Below are 18,443 nucleotides of genomic sequence, written 5' to 3' on the forward strand. Positions count from 1 at the left end.
AATTCAGCTATACATGACGTCCATATGTGGTGTAGACGGAACAGTGTACTGCTTAGATGCCGGTTCCCCGGGTGCCGGTGATAGCCGAGGCCAGGGTGCCGGGGCTGTATCTGGCGTAGTTCTCGCAGTGGACTGGCTTCAGTGTCTCCCTCGGCTGTTTCTACGACTATCTTCGTCGGAAAAACGCTTGGCTGCATGGTGCAGCTCGCTGGCTGTATTCTACTCTGGCGAGAGTAGCCATGAGTTGAGCTGCTTTTTCATGTTCTCGTCGAGCGTGTATGTGACGGTGATCTCGTCTCCGCTCTTGCACACGTTCACTATGCTGTCTAGTAGCCCGCTGTGTGCGAAGAAGTTGCGCTTTATATCGCCCGCCATGGGCTTTCCCCGGCGCAGCTTCCTACTATCTTCCCTGCTCTGTCTTTGTTTTTGCTCCTCCACGGGGCCGCGTAGAGTGCTATATAGCTGGCATTGCTGAGAGAGCCTGGTGCTAGCTAGCTTTAGCTCTTTTAGGTCTCGTTCGAGCATCCTGGCGTTTAGTCTGAGCTCCTCGGCGAACTCGTGCCGGCCCTCATAGACTTCCTCCTTGAACCATTCCAGCTCACGTAGCGGCACCATGCCGCCAGCTCGGCGGCTCATGAGGTGCCTAGCTAAGCGTATGAGTGACATCGTCTCTAGCAGGGCTAGGATGGTGTAGAGGCTTGTACTCCTTGTTGCAGCGAGCCGGCAGACTACTGCTCTGCCCTCATCCACGGCCGATTTTATCGTCCTCCACGCCTCGGAGGCTATGAACTCCATTAACCCATTTATCGCTTCCTCGACCTCGCCTTGGCCTGGGGGCTCCTCGTCGAGGACTATGTCTGGCTGGTAGAGTACTAGGGGTGTGTTAAGCCGGAGTGCTGTAAACAGTTTTAGACCCTGCTTTAGGAATACCTTCAGGCTTGCTACCAGTCTCCCCCACTTCCTGCCCGTCTCCGCTTTGAGACCAGGTAGGACTCTGTCCAGATCTGTCTCGTCTATGCATGGGCATCTTTTGAGGCTTGAATAGCTGATAAACGACTCGGGCTTGAGCCCCGATATAGCAGACGACAGCAGCGGAAATGATGGGAATATTTTTGCTCCGACCTCCTGTAGGCTCAACGGGTAGGGGCCCTTATACCCCCTCCGTACCGGTGAAGCCGCCGAGACATAGAACTTAGCGTATTTGTCGCCGCCGAGCAGGAGTCTATCGAGTATACCGAGCTTGTACGCTACCACAAGTGTCCGGAAAGCCCTAGAGGCTGCTGAGACGTAGATATTGTAGCCCACCGATGTATCTAGGACTACGCGGTCGCAGCTATACTGTCCGAGGGCCTCCAGCATCGCCATGAAGATGGAGAGTTCCAGGTCGCCGTACTCTGGGCCGTAGATCGACAATTCTAGGTTATTGCCGCCGTAGAAAACGCCATACGAGGGTAGGGCCTTCACCTCTATCTTCTCCGGGCTTTCGAGGACCGAGCTGTACAGCTCTCCCAGCAGTGTTTCGAGCTTGCGCCAGTTACTAGCGAGGTCAACAGCCTCTGATGGGGTCTCGGCGATACTTGCTGCAAGCGCCTCTGGAGCTAAGAGTACCGTGTAGCACTCATCGCTAGAGCTGCTACATAGTACGTCGGCTGGCAGTACTGCGTCCCGTGTATACGCTTCTTCCCGCATAGACTCGCCCAGGATGCTATATGAGACCTTTTCATAGCTTCCAGGAACACCTATAACCTCGAATACACAGAGCCTCGGCAAGCACTACTTCTAGAAAGGATAGTACCATGTAGAGCCTTGATATCGCTATAAATATTTCCCAAACCTTCATTGAGTCCACATTGAGCTCAGTACCGTAGAGGAGCGTGGCAGCACGTATACATACGCTGGCAATAGCATTCAACGCAAGTATACAGGCTACATGCAAATGTGCAATATGCATAACTACACCGGTTTAAACACCCTCTTTGTGGCTGTCAATCAGCTCCAATCCTCGTGGGTACACTATATGGACATGGTAGGAGGGTATCGGGCTTATACCGGAGTGTAGTTCTAGTCTACACGGTATCGCGCCTGGATTCCAGATCGGGGGCTATAACTATGATGAGAGGTGTACGGGAGAATGAGTGACACGGATGAGCCCTTGGTGGAGATAAGGGTCCCGAGAAGCATCGTGGACGATGTGCAGAGGAGTATCGCTACGCTCCTTGAGTCGAAGAGGAGGCTAACCCGTAAGGAGTATACACTCTTGCTGGAGATGGAGGGTTTTGACACTAGGCTTCTGGAGGGGCTCGACTCCGGCGAGGACGATCAACGCGTACTCATGGCTATGAGGGGGAGGGAGAAGAGGAGGGCCCAGCATCCTTGACTATACTCGATACTAGCGTCGTTATAGACCGTGTCCGGGCTAGGCAGCAGATACCGGAGGACATTGTGGAGGTAACGGTGCTGGAGTATCCACCCATACTGGCCTACAGGGAGTTTACAGGCAGCATAGTGCTTGTAGAGCGGCGTGACTGGCGTCTAGCCCTAGAGCTGCAGATAAAGCTACGCAGGATGGGTAAGCCTAAGGGCCTTGCCGACCTCCTTATAGCGGCTGTAGCTATAAACCGCGGGGAAGAACTTGTGGCAAGGGATAGAGACTATCTCGACATCGCCAGGGTATCCGACTTAAAGCTGCGCCTAATACCCTAATTCTGGTTCTTGTTACCGGATATATTCAAAATATATTCAAAATCTAGTCCGCTACGGCGGCTGGGAGTACGTCTCTCTAGGACAGAGTCACGCTATGCCTCTTACCAGTACTGCAGGCAGAGCCTATCACGGCAATACTCCGGCGTTCTTAGCACGGTCTGGGCTCGTGTATGTGGCTTAGTGCTTTCCTTAGGCGTGGGTCGCTTCTGGCCTGGTTCTTGAGCAGGTTGTGTAGTTCTCCCTGGGTGCAGGCTTGCCGGGCCTCGGCTGCTGCCTGTAGGGTTATGCTGAGGTTGTGGAGGGCTATGCTCTGTGTGTCGTGTCTCATCTCCTGTAGTGTCTGGTGCCTGGTGCAGCCTGGGCACGTGCATAGAGGTTTCTGGCTGGGGTCTGCCTCTCTTAGGCTTATCCTGGCTGGCTTGGCTCCGTTGGGCTGGTAGTAGAGGCGTTTGGCGGCTGCTATGATGTAGGTCTTGGAGTCCATGCTGTCGGCGCCCGCGGCGTATAGTAGCGCTGTGTTCCGGGGGCTCGCGACTCCTAGGAGGTGGATCCACGTGCCCCATCCTAGGAGTCTTCTTGCCTGCTGGAGGCGCTGGGCTAGTAGCCACCACTTGGCGGAGTGCGGCACCAGCCCTCCAACAGCGTAGCCGTCGACGTCGCCCAGGCCCATGCCGGCGTGCTCGTGTAGCTCCCTCTCCAGCGTGGCGAGGAGCCTCTGTAGGGCCTCGGGGCTGTTGTACTGGAGGACTACAAGGAGCCTTATCCCGCTGCGGCGGCGGAGCTGGTATGCTAGGGCCGCGGCGCGCGCGGTGAGCCGGATCCTCTCCGCCACCGTCCCGGGGCAGCAGCCGGGGTCCACCTGGCTCCTAGGGGGCAGGGGGTAGTCGAGGGTGAAGGCTACGCTGGCGCCGAAGCGCTCCTGGCGCCGGAGAACCTCCTCCACCAGGTCCTCGCTCCAGCCGCTGGGTGCCCCACCGCCTCTACCGTCTTCCCTTCTGCGGCGGTGGAGCCCGGCGAGCCTGCGCTGCGGGGCCTCTAGGAAGAGGAAGGCGCCGCTATCAACCCAGGCGTAGAGGCTGCCGAGCGCTGAGACGCGGTGGCCGTCGCCGAGGAAGAACGCGTTGAACATGGCGTGGCGCCATCCCAGCCCGCGGGGCGGCGGCAGCCAGAACGGCGGCGTGTTCCCGCCCGCCCCGAGGTTGTGGACTGGGACAATCACCGGCGGCTCCGCGCCGGGGAGTAGGCTCATAACCCCGTTCCTCCCCGGAGCCGGGGCTTACGCGCCCAGCTGCCATCATAAGGCTTCGGGCATCTATACCCCGGTGGACGGCGGCCCCCATGTAGGCCATCGTGCACTGCTCCTGGGTGGTGGCCTGGCGCCGGAGTATCCTTGTTTATTTGTGCCCAATACTCTTCTGTCTACCCCTCATGGGTTCCTCCGGCGGAGGTGCTAGGGGTTCTGTCCGACGAGGCCCTCTATATCGGCGAGCTGAGGCTACGGGTCACGCCGCTACGGGATACTGTGCTCCCACCAGTGAGCAGTAAGCTCGTAAAGAGCCTCCTCCTGGCCTCGCCCGTCCCGGGGTGGATGCGTGAGCTAGTGGAGGCTAGGCGGGGCTACAAGCCGCTCTTCGTCTCGATGCTGTACCGCGGCCGCCGAGCCCTCTACTCAGCCACCACCCAGGCCGGGAGGCCCCTCGTGGCCCGCGCTGGCCAGCCTCTAGAGGCGCGGGTAGCCTTCGTGGCCCACGACGCCTCAGCTGCCTGGGAGCTAGCAGCCGTCCTCGGAGGCCGCCGCGAGACCCCCTACGGCCCGGTCGAGACCGTGGTCGAGGAGGCAAGGATCCAGACACCAGAACAGCTACGGCTCCCCAGCCCCGCGGACGGGCCCACCGGCGTGCTACGCGTAGAGGCGCGGACACCCGTCGTGCTCACCTCCAAGGTCCTCGTCGCCACGGAGCCGCCCCCGGGCGCCCGGATCCCCAGGCTCCACCGGCTCCTCCCATCACCAGGGCTAGTAGCCGCCTACGCCTTCAGGCTCTGGAACCGGGCCCTCGGCCCCCGCTACGCAGTCTACTGGCGCGACGCATGGAACCACGACGCAGCTATGGTCGCCCGGGCAGCCGAGGTATACATGGCCGAGATAGACTACCAGCTACACCCCGAGACAGTAGTAATAGGCCGCGGAGCCTCCGGCAGGCTACGCCTAGCACGGGGCTGGCGAGGCTGGATAACCTACCGCGTCGCAGGCCCCAGGCTCGCCCGGCTACTCGACAGACTACTAGCACTCACAAACACCCTCGGACTCGGCAGAAGCCGAGGCATAGGACTAGGAGACACACACGCACAATGGATACAACCCAAAAACAACAAAACAAAACCAAACCAGTAAACCACGAAACTAAAACAAGCCAAGATACATATTTAACACTACAACATACACACCCTCCCAGAAAAACACAGCCCATGACAGTAAGCTGTCGTGAACGGTTTAGAACCTCTTATTTCTAGCGGCCATAGCCCCAGGCACCAGGGGCAACACATAAATACCACTACACCCGTAAAACCGTTTAGAAAAACGCTAGACATGTAGAAACAACGCCATCGATGAGACCATCACCGATGATCACACTATTGCCTGGAATAGCTCCACCATAGACGCAATAAATAAACACCAGGAGAACCCAAGACTCCACAAAGCAAGGCATAAATATACGTAGCAAATACATAACATCAAGTGGACAACATGCAGAATCATAACAAATAGAACTGAAAGCCAAATCCGTGAGTCTTATCTCAACCTTCATCTTAGCCATGGCATCACGAATCATAACAAATAGAACTGAAAGTCTCGTATGTAGTCATCATTTTCCTTCATTGGTATCGGATCAGAGAATCATAACAAATAGAACTGAAAGTACTATCACCCGCTCGGGTTAGCCCCGTGTATCAATATATATGGAATCATAACAAATAGAACTGAAAGTCTACGTAGCCCATCTCGACGGCAGAGGCTAGAGCCCTCGCTATGAATCATAACAAATAGAACTGAAAGAGTCATACGACGACTACGCACGCTTCCGAGACGCCGTTGACGCTGCAAGAATCATAACAAATAGAACTGAAAGCACCGGGTCCTAGCTCCAGGCATCGCTGGTAGTTGAGCCAGAATCATAACAAATAGAACTGAAAGACTCTGAAAGGCATGTTTTTACACCCCCTCCATGCGGAAGCCTAGAGAATCATAACAAATAGAACTGAAAGTTGGAATCCTTACAGCCATACATAAAATCACACCGCTAGAATCATAACAAATAGAACTGAAAGCTCACAGCCTTCCTCGCTGCCTCCGCCTCTCCACCGAGCTTCTCGAATCATAACAAATAGAACTGAAAGGTCTACAGCAAAGATACTCCAGCTAGACAACAACGGAGAGAATCATAACAAATAGAACTGAAAGGCGGTACTTGGGGGTTGGCACCACGACCCGGTACCAGAGGCCCCGAATCATAACAAATAGAACTGAAAGACTCCGTTGAAGCGCTTCCTCACCCACTCCCTAAGACTCGACGTGAATCATAACAAATAGAATTGAAAACTAGGCTTGTCCTCTTGGATGGACTGAGTAAGTGGACTTGAAAAGAATCATAAGCAAAATGGGGCTGAAGTAACTGGAGATGATGTGTAGTGGCTTCTCTCGATGCGGGGGGGGGGGGGCTTATTGTCTGGGGTGTTGGTGAGCTGGGGTTGTAGGGATGGTTGTGTTGCTGGGCTTTGTGGGTGTTTTTGGTGGCTTGCCTGTTTTAGTATATTTGGCGTGCTTTGAGCTCGTTGAGGGAGGCTTTGACGGCTTTGCGGGCTTCGTCGTATTTTAGGTAGGCTATGGCGGCGACTGCGAGTCCGAGTGCCACGTTTATCACTAGTAGGATGATTATGGCTGCGACGAGCCATGTCTTGGGCTCTGCGTAGTAGAGGACGCGTAGCGTGCCGTCGGTGTCTCTCCTCGTTGATATCACTATGCGTACTATGTCGTCGACTGTTATCCTGTCTGGTTCCTCTATTACGCTGAGGCCCCGGAACCGTAGTAGCTCGGCGAGCCTCCTCCTGGCGTCTTCCGCGGGCATTTCCACTATGTACTCGTGGCTGTCGAGCCGGAGCATTGACGCCGCCTCCACTATCACGAATACTATGATGAGGGGTATGGCTATAAGGAGTGCTGTTATGAGCCCGCCTATCGTGGCGGCTGCTAGTGCCTGCCCGAGCTGGTTTAGGATGGGGGACCCAGCCTCTACTCCCAGCAGTATGTCTGCCGTGTTCACCGGGTGTACTGCCCCCGTCCGGGCTATAGGCTAGCTGCTAGAGCAAATAGCTATCGCTCTCCGGCGCGGCGCCGGGGCTAGCCGTTGAGGCGGATTGCCTCCCTTAGTATGCACTTGACTGTCTCTAGCTGTAGCCAGAGCGGTACTGTGGCCGTGAACCTGTGCCGGTGTGCTAGCTCGGTCGAGGGCGGGAGGTGTAGGAAGCCACCTGCTACACGGTTCTCGTGGGCATAGCGGTGTATCGTGTAGGCGGCTGCGTTGCATAGGTATGTGCCCGCAGTGACCCCGACAGTGGCGGGGAGGCCCTGCCTGCTACAGGCTTGTACAGCCTCCAGGGGGAGGCGCGTAGTGTACGCCCGTAGCCCGCCCCCGTCTAGGAGCTGTAGCTCTGCCCGGTGCCCGTCCTCGTCCGGGTAGTCGGGGTAATGCACGAGGCTTACCGCTGCCAGCTCGAGGGTTACCCGCCGGGCCCAGGGCGCTAGGCCTAGGCCCAGCACTACCCGGGGCCTCAGCGCCTCCAGGTGCTCCCTGAGTAGCCTAAGGCCCCGCTTCAGCGACACGGGTAGAACCAGGCCGCGAACACGGTGACCCCTTATCGCCTGGCCGTCGAGCCTCCTCGCTATCTCCTCAGCCGGGTTGAACTGGAAGCCCGCGAACACGGTGAAGCCCGCGACAAGGACAACGTCCTCCACCGTAGCCGCCCCCCGGGCCGGTGGCTCCTCGGGAGCCCCTTACTGCTACTACCCACCGGCTCCCTCGCAGAGGCTCCTAGCCACATCCTCGAGGACCTCGCGGGGGGCCGCGTCATCGCTCTCCACAGTAACCTCTAGGGACTCGCCTGTCTCGGGGTCACGCAGCTTCATCACTGCGACTGGCCCGGTACGCGTGGTGCGGCAGCCCACTATGTAGCCCCGGAGGAGGTCCCGTAGCTCGCCGAGCCTATTGGGCTCGAGTAGCCTCTTAGACTTCTCTACTAGGCGGTCTAGTAGCCCACAGTCGCCCCGAGCCGTGACCCTGACAAGGTGGGGCGCTACGGGGAGCCAGGTCGGGAACCAGACACGGTAACGAATCAGTAGCTCTCCTAGGCTGCCACTAAAGCATAGCCTAGCCGCCACTATGCACGCCCCCACAGCGCCCCACCATCCAGCCCTCTATAAAGCCTCTCCCCCAAGCTATAGCTCTACTAGCCCCCGAGGCTCTACGAAGACGTGGAGGTGCTAGAGCACCATCCTACGCTCTACGCTACAGCCTCGGCGATAGCTAAACCAGGCCACGGGGGATACCAGTATCCAGTCATACACCTCGCGGGCAATGTACACGCAAGCTACTAGATTTATAGGAACAGACGCCATCTAGAGTATACTACCCCGGAGGGTTCACATAGGCTTGGCCAGGGGTAAGGGTATCCCCGTCCTAGCCCCTAGCGAGAACCTCCTCTGGGAGGGCACCATCAAGGGCACGAGAATCGCGATCACAAACCTCCGGCTCATAGTGACGCGCGGCCTATGGCTGAAGGACGTCCTTCTATCGAGCATTCACTCGGTAGAGCTAACACTCTCGCTTAGGCTAGTAATCCTAGGCCTCTTCATAGCCCTAGTACTGCCAGCAATACTGATACTAGCAGCACAGCCACCCGGGAGCGAAGCCCCAGCACAACTCCACGGCACAGAATTCCTCCCGCTCACCATCGTGGGCCTGGTCATGGCGGCATATGGATGGATAAATAGATACTGCATAGTGATCCACTACACCGGCGGCAAAATAGTACTCAGGGGCGACAAGAACGCGCACCAACTCATGATACGGCTCCGCGAAGCACTACTAGGATCAACGACAACCCAGCAAGACGCACAACAAGCCTAGCAAAGAAAACATAGAATACATCACACAACACTGTAACCACTCAGAAACTTAGGCTACACAGCACACCACAACACAATTACTATTCTCTCCCAGGCTTTGCTTAGTGCGTCGATTCTCTGTTCTAGAGCGTTTCAAAGCGTTTCAAATCCGACTTCAAATCCGTGGGACATGTAATTAGCGGAGTTGAAAGCATTCTTTGGAATGCAACCTCTCCCCTTATAAGTTTTCATGGGAACAAGGTGTACGGGGACATGATGCCCGACGGTAGCGGAACCGGGGTTGTTCCCAGGTAGATGGCAGGGCATAACACAGAGAGCATGGAATCCTAAGGGAGCTGTTAGAGGGTGTATAGGTGGGACATCGGCGTAAGCGTAGCTGCTGGGGGCGGGTTTTAAGAGGGGTTGCTGGTGGGCTCCCCTAGGCTGGTGGGGCGTTATTGCATGGAGTGATGCTGGTCTCGTAGCTAGGCGTGGCTTGGAGCCGGCTCGCCGTATTATCCCGTGTCTCGACGTGGCTGGTGGTCGAGTAGTCAAGGGGACCCGGTTCCAGAACCTCAGGGACGCTGGCGACCCGGTGGAGCTGGCTGCCCGGTACGAGGAGGAGGGTGCGGACGAGCTCGTCTTCCTCGATATAAGCGCGACGCCGGAGGAGCGGGAGCCCCTCTACCGGGTCGTACGCGACACGGCCTCCGTGGTCTCCATACCCTTCACGGTGGGGGGCGGGGTCCGGAGTCTGCGGGACTTCGGCAGGATGCTGGATAGCGGCGCCGACAAGGTCTCGATAAACACCGCGGCTGTCCGTGACCCGATGCTGGTCGCTGAGGCTGCACGGGAGTACGGGAGCCAGGCTGTCGTGGTCGCTATCGACGCTAAGTGGGTCGGCAGGAGCCGGGGGATCCCCAGCGGCTGGGAGGTCTACGTCAGCGGTGGCCGGGTCCCCACCGGGCTGGACGCGGTCGAGTGGGCCCGGACCGTGGCCAGGCTGGGGGCTGGCGAGATACTCCTCACGAGCATCGACCGTGACGGGACTAGGGAGGGCTACGACCTCGAGCTCACCAGGGCGGTGGTGGAGGCCGTGGATATACCGGTGATAGCTAGCGGTGGGGCGGGCGAGCCCCGGCACTTTCTCGAGGCGTTCACCGTGGCGGGCGCCGATGCGGCGCTCGCGGCTGGGATCTTCCACTACAGGGTGTACAGCGTCAGGGAGGTCAAGGAGTACCTCGCGGAGCGCGGTGTGGAGGTGAGGCTCTAGCCGTGCCCAGGCTAGTCTACGCGGAGTGGCCCCGGGGCCCCGGCGCCGAGGAGCTGCGGGGCCTCCTCGAGAGGAGCTATAGCCTCGACGAGTACGTGGAGCGTGTCCGCCCTATAGTCGAGGACGTGCGGCGCCGGGGCTACGAGGCGGCAAGGGAGTACAGCAGGAGGTTCGACGGCGTAGCGCCAGAGGACCCCAGGGTTCCCAGGAGCGTGATGAGGGAGGCTCTAGAGAGCCTCGACACGAGTATAGTGGAGGCTCTGGAGAAGGCTGTGGAGGCGGTCCGGCTCTACCATGTCTCCACCAGGCCCGCGGAGACCGGGGTCCCCGGGGCAAGGCTGCGCTGGCTCCCCGTGGAGCGCGTCGGCGTCTACGCGCCGGGCGGCGCCCACCCATACCCGTCCACGGTCGTACACACGGTCGTGCCCGCGAAGGCTGCTGGCTGCAGCCGGGTGGTCGTCGCGTCGCCGCCGTGCCGGGGCCAGGGCTGCCGCGGGTTCCCCGTACACCCCGCGGTACTCGCCGCAGCATACCTCGCGGGCGCCGACATGGTCTACGCTCTGGGCGGCGCGCAGGCCGTAGCAGCGCTAGCCTACGGCGCCGAGCCGGTGGAGAGGGTAGACATGGTGGTGGGGCCGGGGAGCCCCTACGTGCAGGCCGCTAAGCTCCTCGTATCCAGCGTCGTCGGCGTAGACATGATAGCCGGGCCGACCGAGGTAGCAGTGGTCGCCGACTGCACGGCGGACCCGCGGCAGGTAGCGCTCGACATGCTAGCTGAGGCCGAGCACGGCCCCCTAAGCCTCGCGGTCCTAGCCACCCCGTGCCGGGGCCTAGCCGAGAGGGTCTACGAGATCCTCAGGCAGGAGGCCCGGGAGGGGATAGGGGACCTAGCGGTCGCGGTGACCCCGGGGCTCGACGAGGCCCTAGAGCTGGCAGACGCTATGGCGCCGGAGCACCTCGTAGCCTACCTTGGGGATCCGGGCCCGGTGCTAGAGCGCCGGGTCAGCGCCGGGGTGGTCAGTCTAGGGGTGCCGCCTGCGCTACTCGACTACGCCTATGGCCCCAGCCACGTGCTGCCCACCGGGGGCTCGGCTAGGTGGATGGGCGGGCTCAGTGTCTACACCTTCCTCCGGCCCGTGGCGCACGTGGAGCCGGGGCTGGAGGAGCGCTACCTCGAGGCAGCGATCACACTCGCCAGGCTGGAGGGCTTCGAGAACCACGCTCGGAGCCTAGAGCACAGGCTAGAGGAGCTAAGGAGGGGAGGAAGGAGCCTTGACGGGCAGTAGCTGCCTAGGCTTCCTAGAGGAGCTCGACCGGGTCATCGAGCAGCGGGCCAGGGAGATGCCGGAGGGCAGCTACACCGCCAGGCTACTCCGGGACCCGGGGCTCGCCGCCAGGAAGCTCGGCGAGGAGGCCGCCGAGGCCATGGTCGAGGCGCTGATTGGCACCCGGGAGAGGCTGGTAGAGGAGGCCGCCGACCTACTGTACCACCTCATGGTGCTGCTCCGGCTCCGCGGCGCAAGCCTATGCGACGTGGCCAGGGCGTTGGAGGCGAGGGCTGGTTGGCGCCGAGGGTAGCAGTGATACAGTACGGCGTCGGCAACATCTACAGCATCGTCTCGGGGCTGCGCCGCGCCGGCGCAGAGCCCACGGTGATGGACTGCCTCCGAGACCCAGGCGACTGGGACGGTGTAGTGCTGCCGGGCGTCGGCGCCTACGCTGCAGCCTCGATGAGGCTCCACCGGTGCGCCTGGGAGATACGCGAGGCCCTCAAGATGGGCGCCCAGCTCCTCGGGGTATGCCTCGGCCTCCAGCTACTATTCACGGATAGCCGTGAGGCGGGGGAGCACAGCTACGGGCTCTCGCTACTCCCCGGCACCGTCGAGAAGCTCACAGCAGCCAAGCTGCCCCACATCGGCTGGAGCAGGGTCTACCGCGTCCCAGGCCGGGACTGCAGACTCCTAGAGGGCATCGAGGACGGCAGCCACTTCTACTACGTGCACAGCTACGCCTACACCCGCGTCTGGGAGCCCTGGGTCTGCGCCGTGAGCCGCTACGGCGAGACGGTCTACGCGGCGGTCGTCGAGCAGCCACCGGTCTACGCTACCCAGTTCCACCCCGAGAGGAGCAGCAGGCTCGGCCAAAGGGTGCTCCGGAACTGGGTCGCGCTGCTCCGCCGCTAGCCCCGTACATCCACCGGTGCAGCTCCTCCAGCTGGAGCCAGGCGCACAGGGGGCGTACACGCCGTGGAGGAGAAGGAGGGCAAAGAGAGGAGGCTCATACCCGTAGCCGTGGTCGACGCTGTCACCGGCGAGCCCCTGATGCTCGCCTACGCTGACGAGGAGGCCCTGGAGCGGACCAGGGAGACGGGCCTGGCCCACTTCTACTCCCGTAGCCGGGCTAGCCTCTGGCTCAAGGGAGCGTCGAGCGGCGGGCTACTCGACGTGATACGGGTACTAGGCGACTGCGACGGCGACGCAGCAGCCTACGTGGCGCGGCCCCGGCGGCACGTATGCCACCTGGGCAAGAGGAGCTGTTTCCACAACACGTTGCTCGACCGCCGCCGCGAGATACTCGAGGAGCTGCTGGAGGAGACGGGGCCCCATACCCGGCTAGACGGGGGCGCTGTGAGGCATCCGCTCTCCACGTGGACGCCGCCACCGCAGCCCCTGCTCGCAGCCCTAGCGGCAGAGCTACTAGCTGAGAGGATACGCTCCAGGGCGGGCCCAGGCCTCACAGCAGTACTCGCGCCCGAGGCCCCCGGCGGGCTCCTCGCGCTCCTAGCAGCCCAGAAGCTCAACGTCAGCCTCCACCTAGCCCAGGGCGGCCGCGTACCCGAGAGCATCGGTGAGACGGACCGAGTGGCGGTCTACGCGCCGAGCCCCGCCGAGGCCCAGGCGCTAGCAGAGGCTGCGCGGCAGCGAGGCGCCCACGTGGCGGCAGTGGCTGCGCTAGCAGCCCCCGCCGGGGAGGACACAAGGGGCGTAGACGTGCTCATCCGGGTCGAGCCCGGCCAGCCGCCACGCCCGAGACTGGCACTCTAGCCACATTACCTGTTCGCTCCTATCGATGCTACCTATGTTGCATATCCACTATTGCCTACAAGCTTTTGCCACGGCCCCTAGGAGCCGCCTAAACTCATCCACCTTCTCTAGGCTGCCAGCGTTGTCGGCCTCTAGGAGCAGCTGGGGCAGGAAACGCTTCTCGTAGTCCCTCCGGTGTATCCGCCTCCAGTACTCGTTTACAGCTCTCACTGGTCCCCCGTTGCACGGCTTGTCTCGGCAGCCCCGTAGCCCGAGCGCAGTACATGCTAGCGCCTCCATGCAGGGGTCGATAGCTATCACCTCGACATCCCCACCTAGCCTGTGCTTCTCACGGACACTCCTCTCCCGTTCACTAGCCCGGCCCAGCTCGGCATCCACGAGGATGACCACGCGCCTGCCACTCCTCAGGTGGGCCGAGACTATCCTAGTCATCTTCGCGCTGCAGACCGGGAGGTGCAGCACCATGAAGCAGTGGAGGCCCCGGCGGCCGAGGAGCAGCTCTAGAGCTCTCTTCGCGTAGCGGTCCTCGACGACTAATACGACTCTGCCGCCGCTCGCCAAGGCTGGCAATGACCTCCGGGCTAGCTTGTCTCTAGGAGGCCGTAGAGGAGCGCCTCGCTAGGCGTCACGCCAAGTTCCCTCAGCTTCTCCGTAAGCTTCTCAGGGTCGCGGATCCTCCTAACCCTAGTCCCACCCGCTCCAATCTCGACTAGGGCTACCTCGTCCAGGCTCTTAGCAGCGTCAACTACCACGGGAGAATGGGTGGCAACAATAGCTGTCGGCACGCTACGCCTAAGCTCCTCTAGCAGCAGCTCCTGGGCGGACGCGTGAAGGCTATTCTCGAACTCGTCAACAGCCACGAGGCTAGCCCCGCTCAGCACAGCAGCCATCACAGCCATAGTCTTCCAGGCACCCTCAGGCACAGAAGGCTGGGCAACCTCCACGTTGTCAACTACGAGTCGAAACGCTACCCTACCATCTGGCGTAGGCTCAAAGAACCCCGAGACACTGCTAGCGTTCAGCACGTCAGCAAGCACGGCGGCAACATCCTCTGGGAGACGGCCACGCCCGAGCCGGAACAGCACCGAGAGAAGGTTAGACGCGTCTTCCCTGAGCCTCCCTGCAGGCTCCAACACTTGCGGCGAACGCAGAGAACGATAATCAAGCAAACGAAGAACAGTAATACCGTCAATGAATATTCCAACCAGATATGCGGCCATAATCAATACTGCAACGATGCTCGTGGCTATACTGGATCCCAGGCTTAGGGCCAGTTTCCTAGCAACATCGCCCACAATACCCGGCAACTTGTCTACCTTCTCTTGCTTTCCTACCAGCTTGCTCATGAGACAGCTGACAAGCTGCTCAGCGAGTTTAGTGAAGTCCAGCTTATTCAGCATTACAGCAGCTATGCTCTCCCATGAGAGATGTGAAACAATAGCATCTGCTTCTTCAAAGATATCGATCGGGTAGTTTGCTTTACCGACACGGTCGAGGTAGAGATCAAGAACGCTTCTAGCTGGTATGACTCCCGCTGTAGGAGTGCCTCCGGCTAGTGTCTTCTCCTCAAGTAAGGCAACAACTTGGTCTCTAAGCTGCTCTAGCATATCATTCATCTGGATATTACATGTAGTAAGAACATCTCCAATAATTACTATGTTGTCGGCTCTTTCGGCTATTTTCGCGGCTATAGGTAAGATATCCATAGCAATGTTTCCATGGTATACTGGAGGTCTATATGCCAATGGTTTTGCTATTTTGAGGACCACGCCTTTTGGGCTGAAAGCTAGGCAACCAGCTCCATCAACGCATACCTCGTCTTCGACTATCTGGAATTGTCCTCCTGTGCCGGATACTACAAGCCTATACTTGACCGCTCCCATACCGCCACGTACTGCGCTCTTAACGCCTTCTGCTCCCAGCTCTTCTTCTAGGAGTTTTGCTAGTTCTTCTTTGCTACACGCGCTGCAGTCTAGGGTTATGGATATGGTTATGGGCTTGGTTTCATCGTGCATCCATACAGCGTGGCGGTATCCCCACCAGCGTAGGAACGGGTTGGCTATGCGGCCTCGGAGGTAGTCGAGGGTGTCCCGGAGGAGTAGCAGCGACTCTATGATGGCTGTTTTGCCCGAGCCGTTGGGGCCTACGAGTATCGTGAGCCTGGTTGGGAGTTCGAGCCTAGTGTCCCGTAAGGATTTGAAACCGGAGACGCGTAGCTCTGCGAGCCTGCAGCACGTGGGCTGGAGGTTCTGCACCCTTGTTCCTCCCGTGTGTCGTAGTATAGCGGCTGGCCGGGGCATAAGCGTCTATGGCTCCTGGGCACTGGTGATGCCGGCCCCATTGCGTACTCTGCATCATTGTTTGTCCGTGTTTCTTTTCTCGGTGATACCGGAGGGTGTTGTAGGCGGGCTCTCCTGGTCTTGTCTAAGCGTTTCGAACGTATGTACACCCGGCTAGCCCTGCTCGCGGAGAGAATGGGTGTCGGCGAGCTCCTCGCCCCGGTCGTGGAGAGGCTCGCTGTGCTCTATAGCCGGGGTGTGCTGGGTGCGGGGCACGTGGTGCTCGAGCTCGTCGCGGCTGGTGTGCTCGCCCGCGAGGGCTACACGGTGTCCGTGGAGGAGCCTGTTGACGGGCTAATAGTGGATGTGCTCGCCCGTATGGGTCGTGAGAGGCTCGTGGTGGAGGTCGAGACGGGCTATACTCCGCCCCGGTGGAGCCACGCGCCCCTCGCCTACCACGCGGCCCGGCTAGCAGCGAAGACGGCCAGATACAGCCGGCTAGGCGACAGGTTCGCCCTCGCCTACCCCCTGGGCTACGCTGCGCCCATCCACCCCGCGCTGCTCGAGCCCCCGTGGCGCCGTAGCCCAGGGATGCTAGCTGAGCTGAAGAGCCTGGTTGACAGGTTCTACCAGAGGCCACCCATACCCCTAGAGGCCTTCCAGCAGGCCCACCTGGACGCGGTGCTGCTCCTCGACCCCGACAACGCCTCGGCCTACTGGGCCCCGCCGAGCCGCGCCCCCGGCCTACAAGTGCTAGTAGTACAGGCAGCGCTCTCAACGCTGACTAGCCCCGGCGGCGAGCCAGGGACAGCCAGCGTAGTGACCGCTGCAGCTGCTACACCGTCTTAGAGGCGGCTGGCTCCACTACTCGGTGGCGGTGGAGCCACTCCAGGTCCACGGCTATGTGGTGCTCCTCCAGTATCGGCTCGTCTAGCTCCCGGGCTACCAGGACGTAGTAGTTCCGGGGCGAGGCTAGCCCTGTCTCGCCCGCCTTCTCCTCGAGCCTCGCCAGGACTCGGCGCGCATCCGAGACGCTCAGCCGGGCCCACTTAGCCTCGATGAAGGCCGTGGCTTTGCCGGGGCTCCTCACGACTAGGTCTATCTCGATTCCCCGGTGCCACCAGGGCCCAGCCTGCCGCGGCTCAACGGGCAGGATACCCCGGTCTATCATACGCGTGGCCAGCTGCGGCACGATGGTCTCCTCGAAGGCCCGTCCCATGTAGCTGTCTAGCTCCTCGAGTATTACGCGACGCGCCTTCTCCACAGCACCAGACTCTATCAGGCTCCTCAACGGGAGTATGAAGCTGAACCAGAACCTGAAGAAGTTGTCCCTGAACCGGAGCTGGACGGGCCTACGGCGGCCTAGGGGCCGCACCCTCTCCACCAGGTCCAGCTCCTCGAGGACCTCGATGTAGCGACCGATACTCCTCGGATCGACCCCCGCAGCGTGGGCGGCCTCGCTCGGCTCCACCCTGCCCTCGGCGACAGCCCGGAGCACAGCGAGGTATGTTCGGGGCTCGCGTAGCTCCTGCCTGAGGAGCCACACCGGCTCATCGAGGAGCGGGCTACCGGGCCGCGTAGCCTCCTCCACGAGCCTCTCAGCCGAAGCACTGGGCCCCAGGAGGGCCAGGTAGGCCGGTGTGCCCCCAGCTACCCCGTAGAGCCGGGCCGCCTCCACCGCTGTTAGTCCCGGGTTGAAGCCCCAAGCCTCCCAGAACATCATGGGGCGTAGCTTCAACTGCCCAGTACGCCGGCCATAGAGCGGCGCCTGGTACCCGAGTAGCCGCTTCTCGAAGAAGGAGACCGATGAGCCACAGAGTACCAGCACCATCTCCGAGCCCCGTAGGACGGTGTCTATGCTCCTCATGAGCCGGCTCGGCAGCGACGGGTCAGCCTCCACCAGGTACTGGAACTCGTCGAGAACAACCACCAGCTTGTCCCCGCCCCGGTGGAGCCTGACGAGTGCCTCCAGAACCTCCACAACATCCCCAGCAACGGGGAGCCCTAGAGTATCCCTCACCGCTAGGGAGAACTCCCGGGCAAGGTTCTCATAGGGCAACTCAGCAGCCACGTAGTAGACGCAGGGCCTACCGCGGCAGAACCAGCGCAGCAGATACGTCTTCCCGACGCGTCTCCGCCCATACACCACTAGCAGCCGGAAGCCCGGTTCACGGTACTCCCGCTCAAGCAGTCCTAGCTCCTGCTCCCGGTCAACCAGTAACTCCACAGTTTTCGCCCCTGGAAGCGACGCCGCGAGAGGCGCTAAAACAGCTACGACAGACCCAGGGCCACCCCCCCCCCCCCCCCCCTACATGGGTGTTACCCGTATTGCTGCGCCCAGCTCCGGAAGCAATGCATGGGCTAGCTCCGCGGAGGCAGTATCGCGCCCTTAGTCGACACGACCCCCTGGCTCTGGGCCAAGGCCTGCCGCAGAGCCATGCCCAGGGCCTTGAAGGCCGCCTCGGCCACGTGGTGATCGTTCTCACCGCGAAGCGTGACCACGTGCAGGGTCATACCGGCAGCGGCGGCTAGGCTCTGCATGAAGTGCGGAATATTCTCCGTGGCAAGGCCTCCGATAGACTCGCGGCGTAGAGGTAGCTCTACCCAGGCCCCAGGCCGCCCCGAGTAATCCACAGAAACGAGGACAAGCGCCTCATCCATGGGCACCACTGCGTAGCCGAATCGCGCCACCCGGTAGCCCCCTGCTGCCACAGCCTTGGCTATAGCCTCGCCCAGCGCCAGCGCAAGATCCTCAGCCACGTGGTGATCATCTACACGCTTAACTTCCTCCACCTCGACGCGGAGCCCCCAGCCAGCATAGTAGGCAAGAGTCTCCACCATATGGTCGAGGAAGGGTACACTGGTCGATACACCGATCTCCCGCAGTTCAGAGCCATCGAGATCGACGTCTACCCGCACTATGGTCTCCTTCGTCCGGCGCTCGACTTTTACTCTCCGAGCCAATACAGCTCGCCCCAAAGTGG

Annotated in this window: 20 protein-coding genes and 1 CRISPR repeat array; of the genes, 11 read left to right on the forward strand and 9 right to left on the reverse strand. The window is 60.6% G+C overall.

What is annotated here, in order from left to right; all coding sequences use genetic code 11:
* Positions 1–219 precede the first annotated feature (219 nt).
* Positions 220–1,770 (reverse strand): TM1812 family CRISPR-associated protein, encoded by a 1,551-nt coding sequence (locus tag Pyrde_RS06910; RefSeq protein WP_143522164.1) that lies wholly within the window; start codon positions 1,768–1,770, stop codon positions 220–222.
* Between the two features lie 361 nt (positions 1,771–2,131).
* Here Pyrde_RS06910 and Pyrde_RS06920 point away from each other — a divergent pair, with 361 nt between their 5' ends.
* The gene (locus Pyrde_RS06920; RefSeq protein ID WP_088171960.1) at positions 2,132–2,377 is read left to right on the forward strand and encodes a hypothetical protein; all 246 of its coding nucleotides are present in this window, start codon (positions 2,132–2,134) and stop codon (positions 2,375–2,377) included.
* Positions 2,374–2,703 carry a type II toxin-antitoxin system VapC family toxin gene (locus Pyrde_RS06925; protein ID WP_055409367.1) on the forward strand — a complete coding sequence of 110 codons (330 nt, stop codon included), beginning with the start codon at positions 2,374–2,376 and terminating at the stop codon, positions 2,701–2,703. Before Pyrde_RS06920 ends, Pyrde_RS06925 begins: the two co-directional genes overlap by 4 nt.
* A 148-nt stretch (positions 2,704–2,851) precedes the next feature.
* On the opposite strand, the gene Pyrde_RS06930 is transcribed toward Pyrde_RS06925, so the two are convergent.
* Entirely contained in the window at positions 2,852–3,952 is a 1,101-nt protein-coding gene (locus Pyrde_RS06930) for a tRNA-guanine transglycosylase (RefSeq protein ID WP_055409369.1), read from the reverse strand.
* A gap of 198 nt (positions 3,953–4,150) precedes the next feature.
* On the opposite strand from Pyrde_RS06930, the gene cas6 reads away from it, so the two are divergent.
* Positions 4,151–5,095, forward strand: coding sequence for a CRISPR system precrRNA processing endoribonuclease RAMP protein Cas6 (gene cas6 / locus Pyrde_RS06935; protein WP_055409371.1), 945 nt, complete (start codon positions 4,151–4,153; stop codon positions 5,093–5,095).
* A gap of 359 nt (positions 5,096–5,454) precedes the next feature.
* Positions 5,455–6,301: a CRISPR direct-repeat array (repeat unit 25 nt; unit sequence GAATCATAACAAATAGAACTGAAAG).
* Positions 6,302–6,506: 205 nt separating this feature from the next.
* Here cas6 and Pyrde_RS06940 read toward each other — a convergent pair.
* The 3 genes from Pyrde_RS06940 to Pyrde_RS06950 all read right to left on the reverse strand — a co-directional run bounded on the left by Pyrde_RS06940 (position 6,507) and on the right by Pyrde_RS06950 (position 8,152).
* On the reverse strand, positions 6,507–7,022 hold the full coding sequence (locus Pyrde_RS06940; RefSeq protein ID WP_055409373.1) for a hypothetical protein: 516 nt from the start codon (positions 7,020–7,022) through the stop codon (positions 6,507–6,509).
* Positions 7,023–7,099: 77 nt separating this feature from the next.
* A complete protein-coding gene (locus Pyrde_RS06945) occupies positions 7,100–7,714 on the reverse strand; it encodes a pyroglutamyl-peptidase I (RefSeq protein WP_055409375.1) in 615 nt (204 codons plus the stop codon).
* A 48-nt stretch (positions 7,715–7,762) separates the two neighbouring features.
* The gene (locus Pyrde_RS06950; protein WP_143522163.1) at positions 7,763–8,152 is read right to left on the reverse strand and encodes a hypothetical protein; all 390 of its coding nucleotides are present in this window, start codon (positions 8,150–8,152) and stop codon (positions 7,763–7,765) included.
* A gap of 78 nt (positions 8,153–8,230) precedes the next feature.
* On the opposite strand from Pyrde_RS06950, the gene Pyrde_RS10965 reads away from it, so the two are divergent.
* From Pyrde_RS10965 to Pyrde_RS10460, 7 genes are all read left to right on the forward strand, one after another.
* Positions 8,231–8,353 carry a hypothetical protein gene (locus Pyrde_RS10965; protein WP_257640412.1) on the forward strand — a complete coding sequence of 41 codons (123 nt, stop codon included), beginning with the start codon at positions 8,231–8,233 and terminating at the stop codon, positions 8,351–8,353.
* Between the two features lie 55 nt (positions 8,354–8,408).
* Positions 8,409–8,885: a hypothetical protein gene (locus tag Pyrde_RS06955; RefSeq protein WP_055409379.1), complete on the forward strand. Its 477-nt coding sequence runs from the start codon at positions 8,409–8,411 to the stop codon at positions 8,883–8,885.
* Between the two features lie 474 nt (positions 8,886–9,359).
* Complete coding sequence (hisF, locus tag Pyrde_RS06960; RefSeq protein WP_055409381.1) at positions 9,360–10,136, forward strand: imidazole glycerol phosphate synthase subunit HisF; 777 nt, start codon at positions 9,360–9,362, stop codon at positions 10,134–10,136.
* A 2-nt stretch (positions 10,137–10,138) separates the two neighbouring features.
* Entirely contained in the window at positions 10,139–11,422 is a 1,284-nt protein-coding gene (hisD, locus tag Pyrde_RS06965) for a histidinol dehydrogenase (RefSeq protein ID WP_055409383.1), read from the forward strand.
* Positions 11,409–11,714: a phosphoribosyl-ATP diphosphatase gene (gene hisE, locus Pyrde_RS06970; protein WP_197272663.1), complete on the forward strand. Its 306-nt coding sequence runs from the start codon at positions 11,409–11,411 to the stop codon at positions 11,712–11,714. Before hisD ends, hisE begins: the two co-directional genes overlap by 14 nt.
* Positions 11,699–12,319, forward strand: coding sequence for an imidazole glycerol phosphate synthase subunit HisH (hisH, locus tag Pyrde_RS06975; RefSeq protein ID WP_055409385.1), 621 nt, complete (start codon positions 11,699–11,701; stop codon positions 12,317–12,319). The genes hisE and hisH overlap by 16 nt, the downstream gene beginning before the upstream one ends.
* A gap of 63 nt (positions 12,320–12,382) precedes the next feature.
* Positions 12,383–13,180 carry a phosphoribosyl-AMP cyclohydrolase gene (locus Pyrde_RS10460; protein ID WP_197272664.1) on the forward strand — a complete coding sequence of 266 codons (798 nt, stop codon included), beginning with the start codon at positions 12,383–12,385 and terminating at the stop codon, positions 13,178–13,180.
* Between the two features lie 48 nt (positions 13,181–13,228).
* Here the strand turns inward: Pyrde_RS10460 and Pyrde_RS06985 are convergent, their stop codons facing one another.
* Both Pyrde_RS06985 and Pyrde_RS06990 read right to left on the reverse strand, forming a co-directional pair.
* On the reverse strand, positions 13,229–13,741 hold the full coding sequence (locus tag Pyrde_RS06985) for a hypothetical protein (protein ID WP_055409387.1): 513 nt from the start codon (positions 13,739–13,741) through the stop codon (positions 13,229–13,231).
* Positions 13,742–13,761: 20 nt separating this feature from the next.
* Positions 13,762–15,435: an AAA family ATPase gene (locus Pyrde_RS06990; RefSeq protein ID WP_055409389.1), complete on the reverse strand. Its 1,674-nt coding sequence runs from the start codon at positions 15,433–15,435 to the stop codon at positions 13,762–13,764.
* 165 nt (positions 15,436–15,600) lie between these two features.
* Between Pyrde_RS06990 and Pyrde_RS06995 the strand changes: the two genes are divergently transcribed.
* Entirely contained in the window at positions 15,601–16,308 is a 708-nt protein-coding gene (locus Pyrde_RS06995; RefSeq protein ID WP_055409391.1) for a hypothetical protein, read from the forward strand.
* On the opposite strand, the gene Pyrde_RS07000 is transcribed toward Pyrde_RS06995, so the two are convergent.
* Together Pyrde_RS07000 and Pyrde_RS07005 are read right to left on the reverse strand one after the other, a co-directional pair.
* On the reverse strand, positions 16,295–17,686 hold the full coding sequence (locus Pyrde_RS07000) for an ATP-binding protein (protein ID WP_055409393.1): 1,392 nt from the start codon (positions 17,684–17,686) through the stop codon (positions 16,295–16,297). The genes Pyrde_RS06995 and Pyrde_RS07000 overlap by 14 nt on opposite strands.
* 134 nt (positions 17,687–17,820) lie before the next feature.
* Complete coding sequence (locus Pyrde_RS07005) at positions 17,821–18,423, reverse strand: imidazoleglycerol-phosphate dehydratase (protein WP_055409395.1); 603 nt, start codon at positions 18,421–18,423, stop codon at positions 17,821–17,823.
* Between the last annotated feature and the right edge of the window lie 20 nt (positions 18,424–18,443).

The organism is Pyrodictium delaneyi (assembly GCF_001412615.1).
Lineage (GTDB): Archaea > Thermoproteota > Thermoprotei_A > Sulfolobales > Pyrodictiaceae > Pyrodictium > Pyrodictium delaneyi.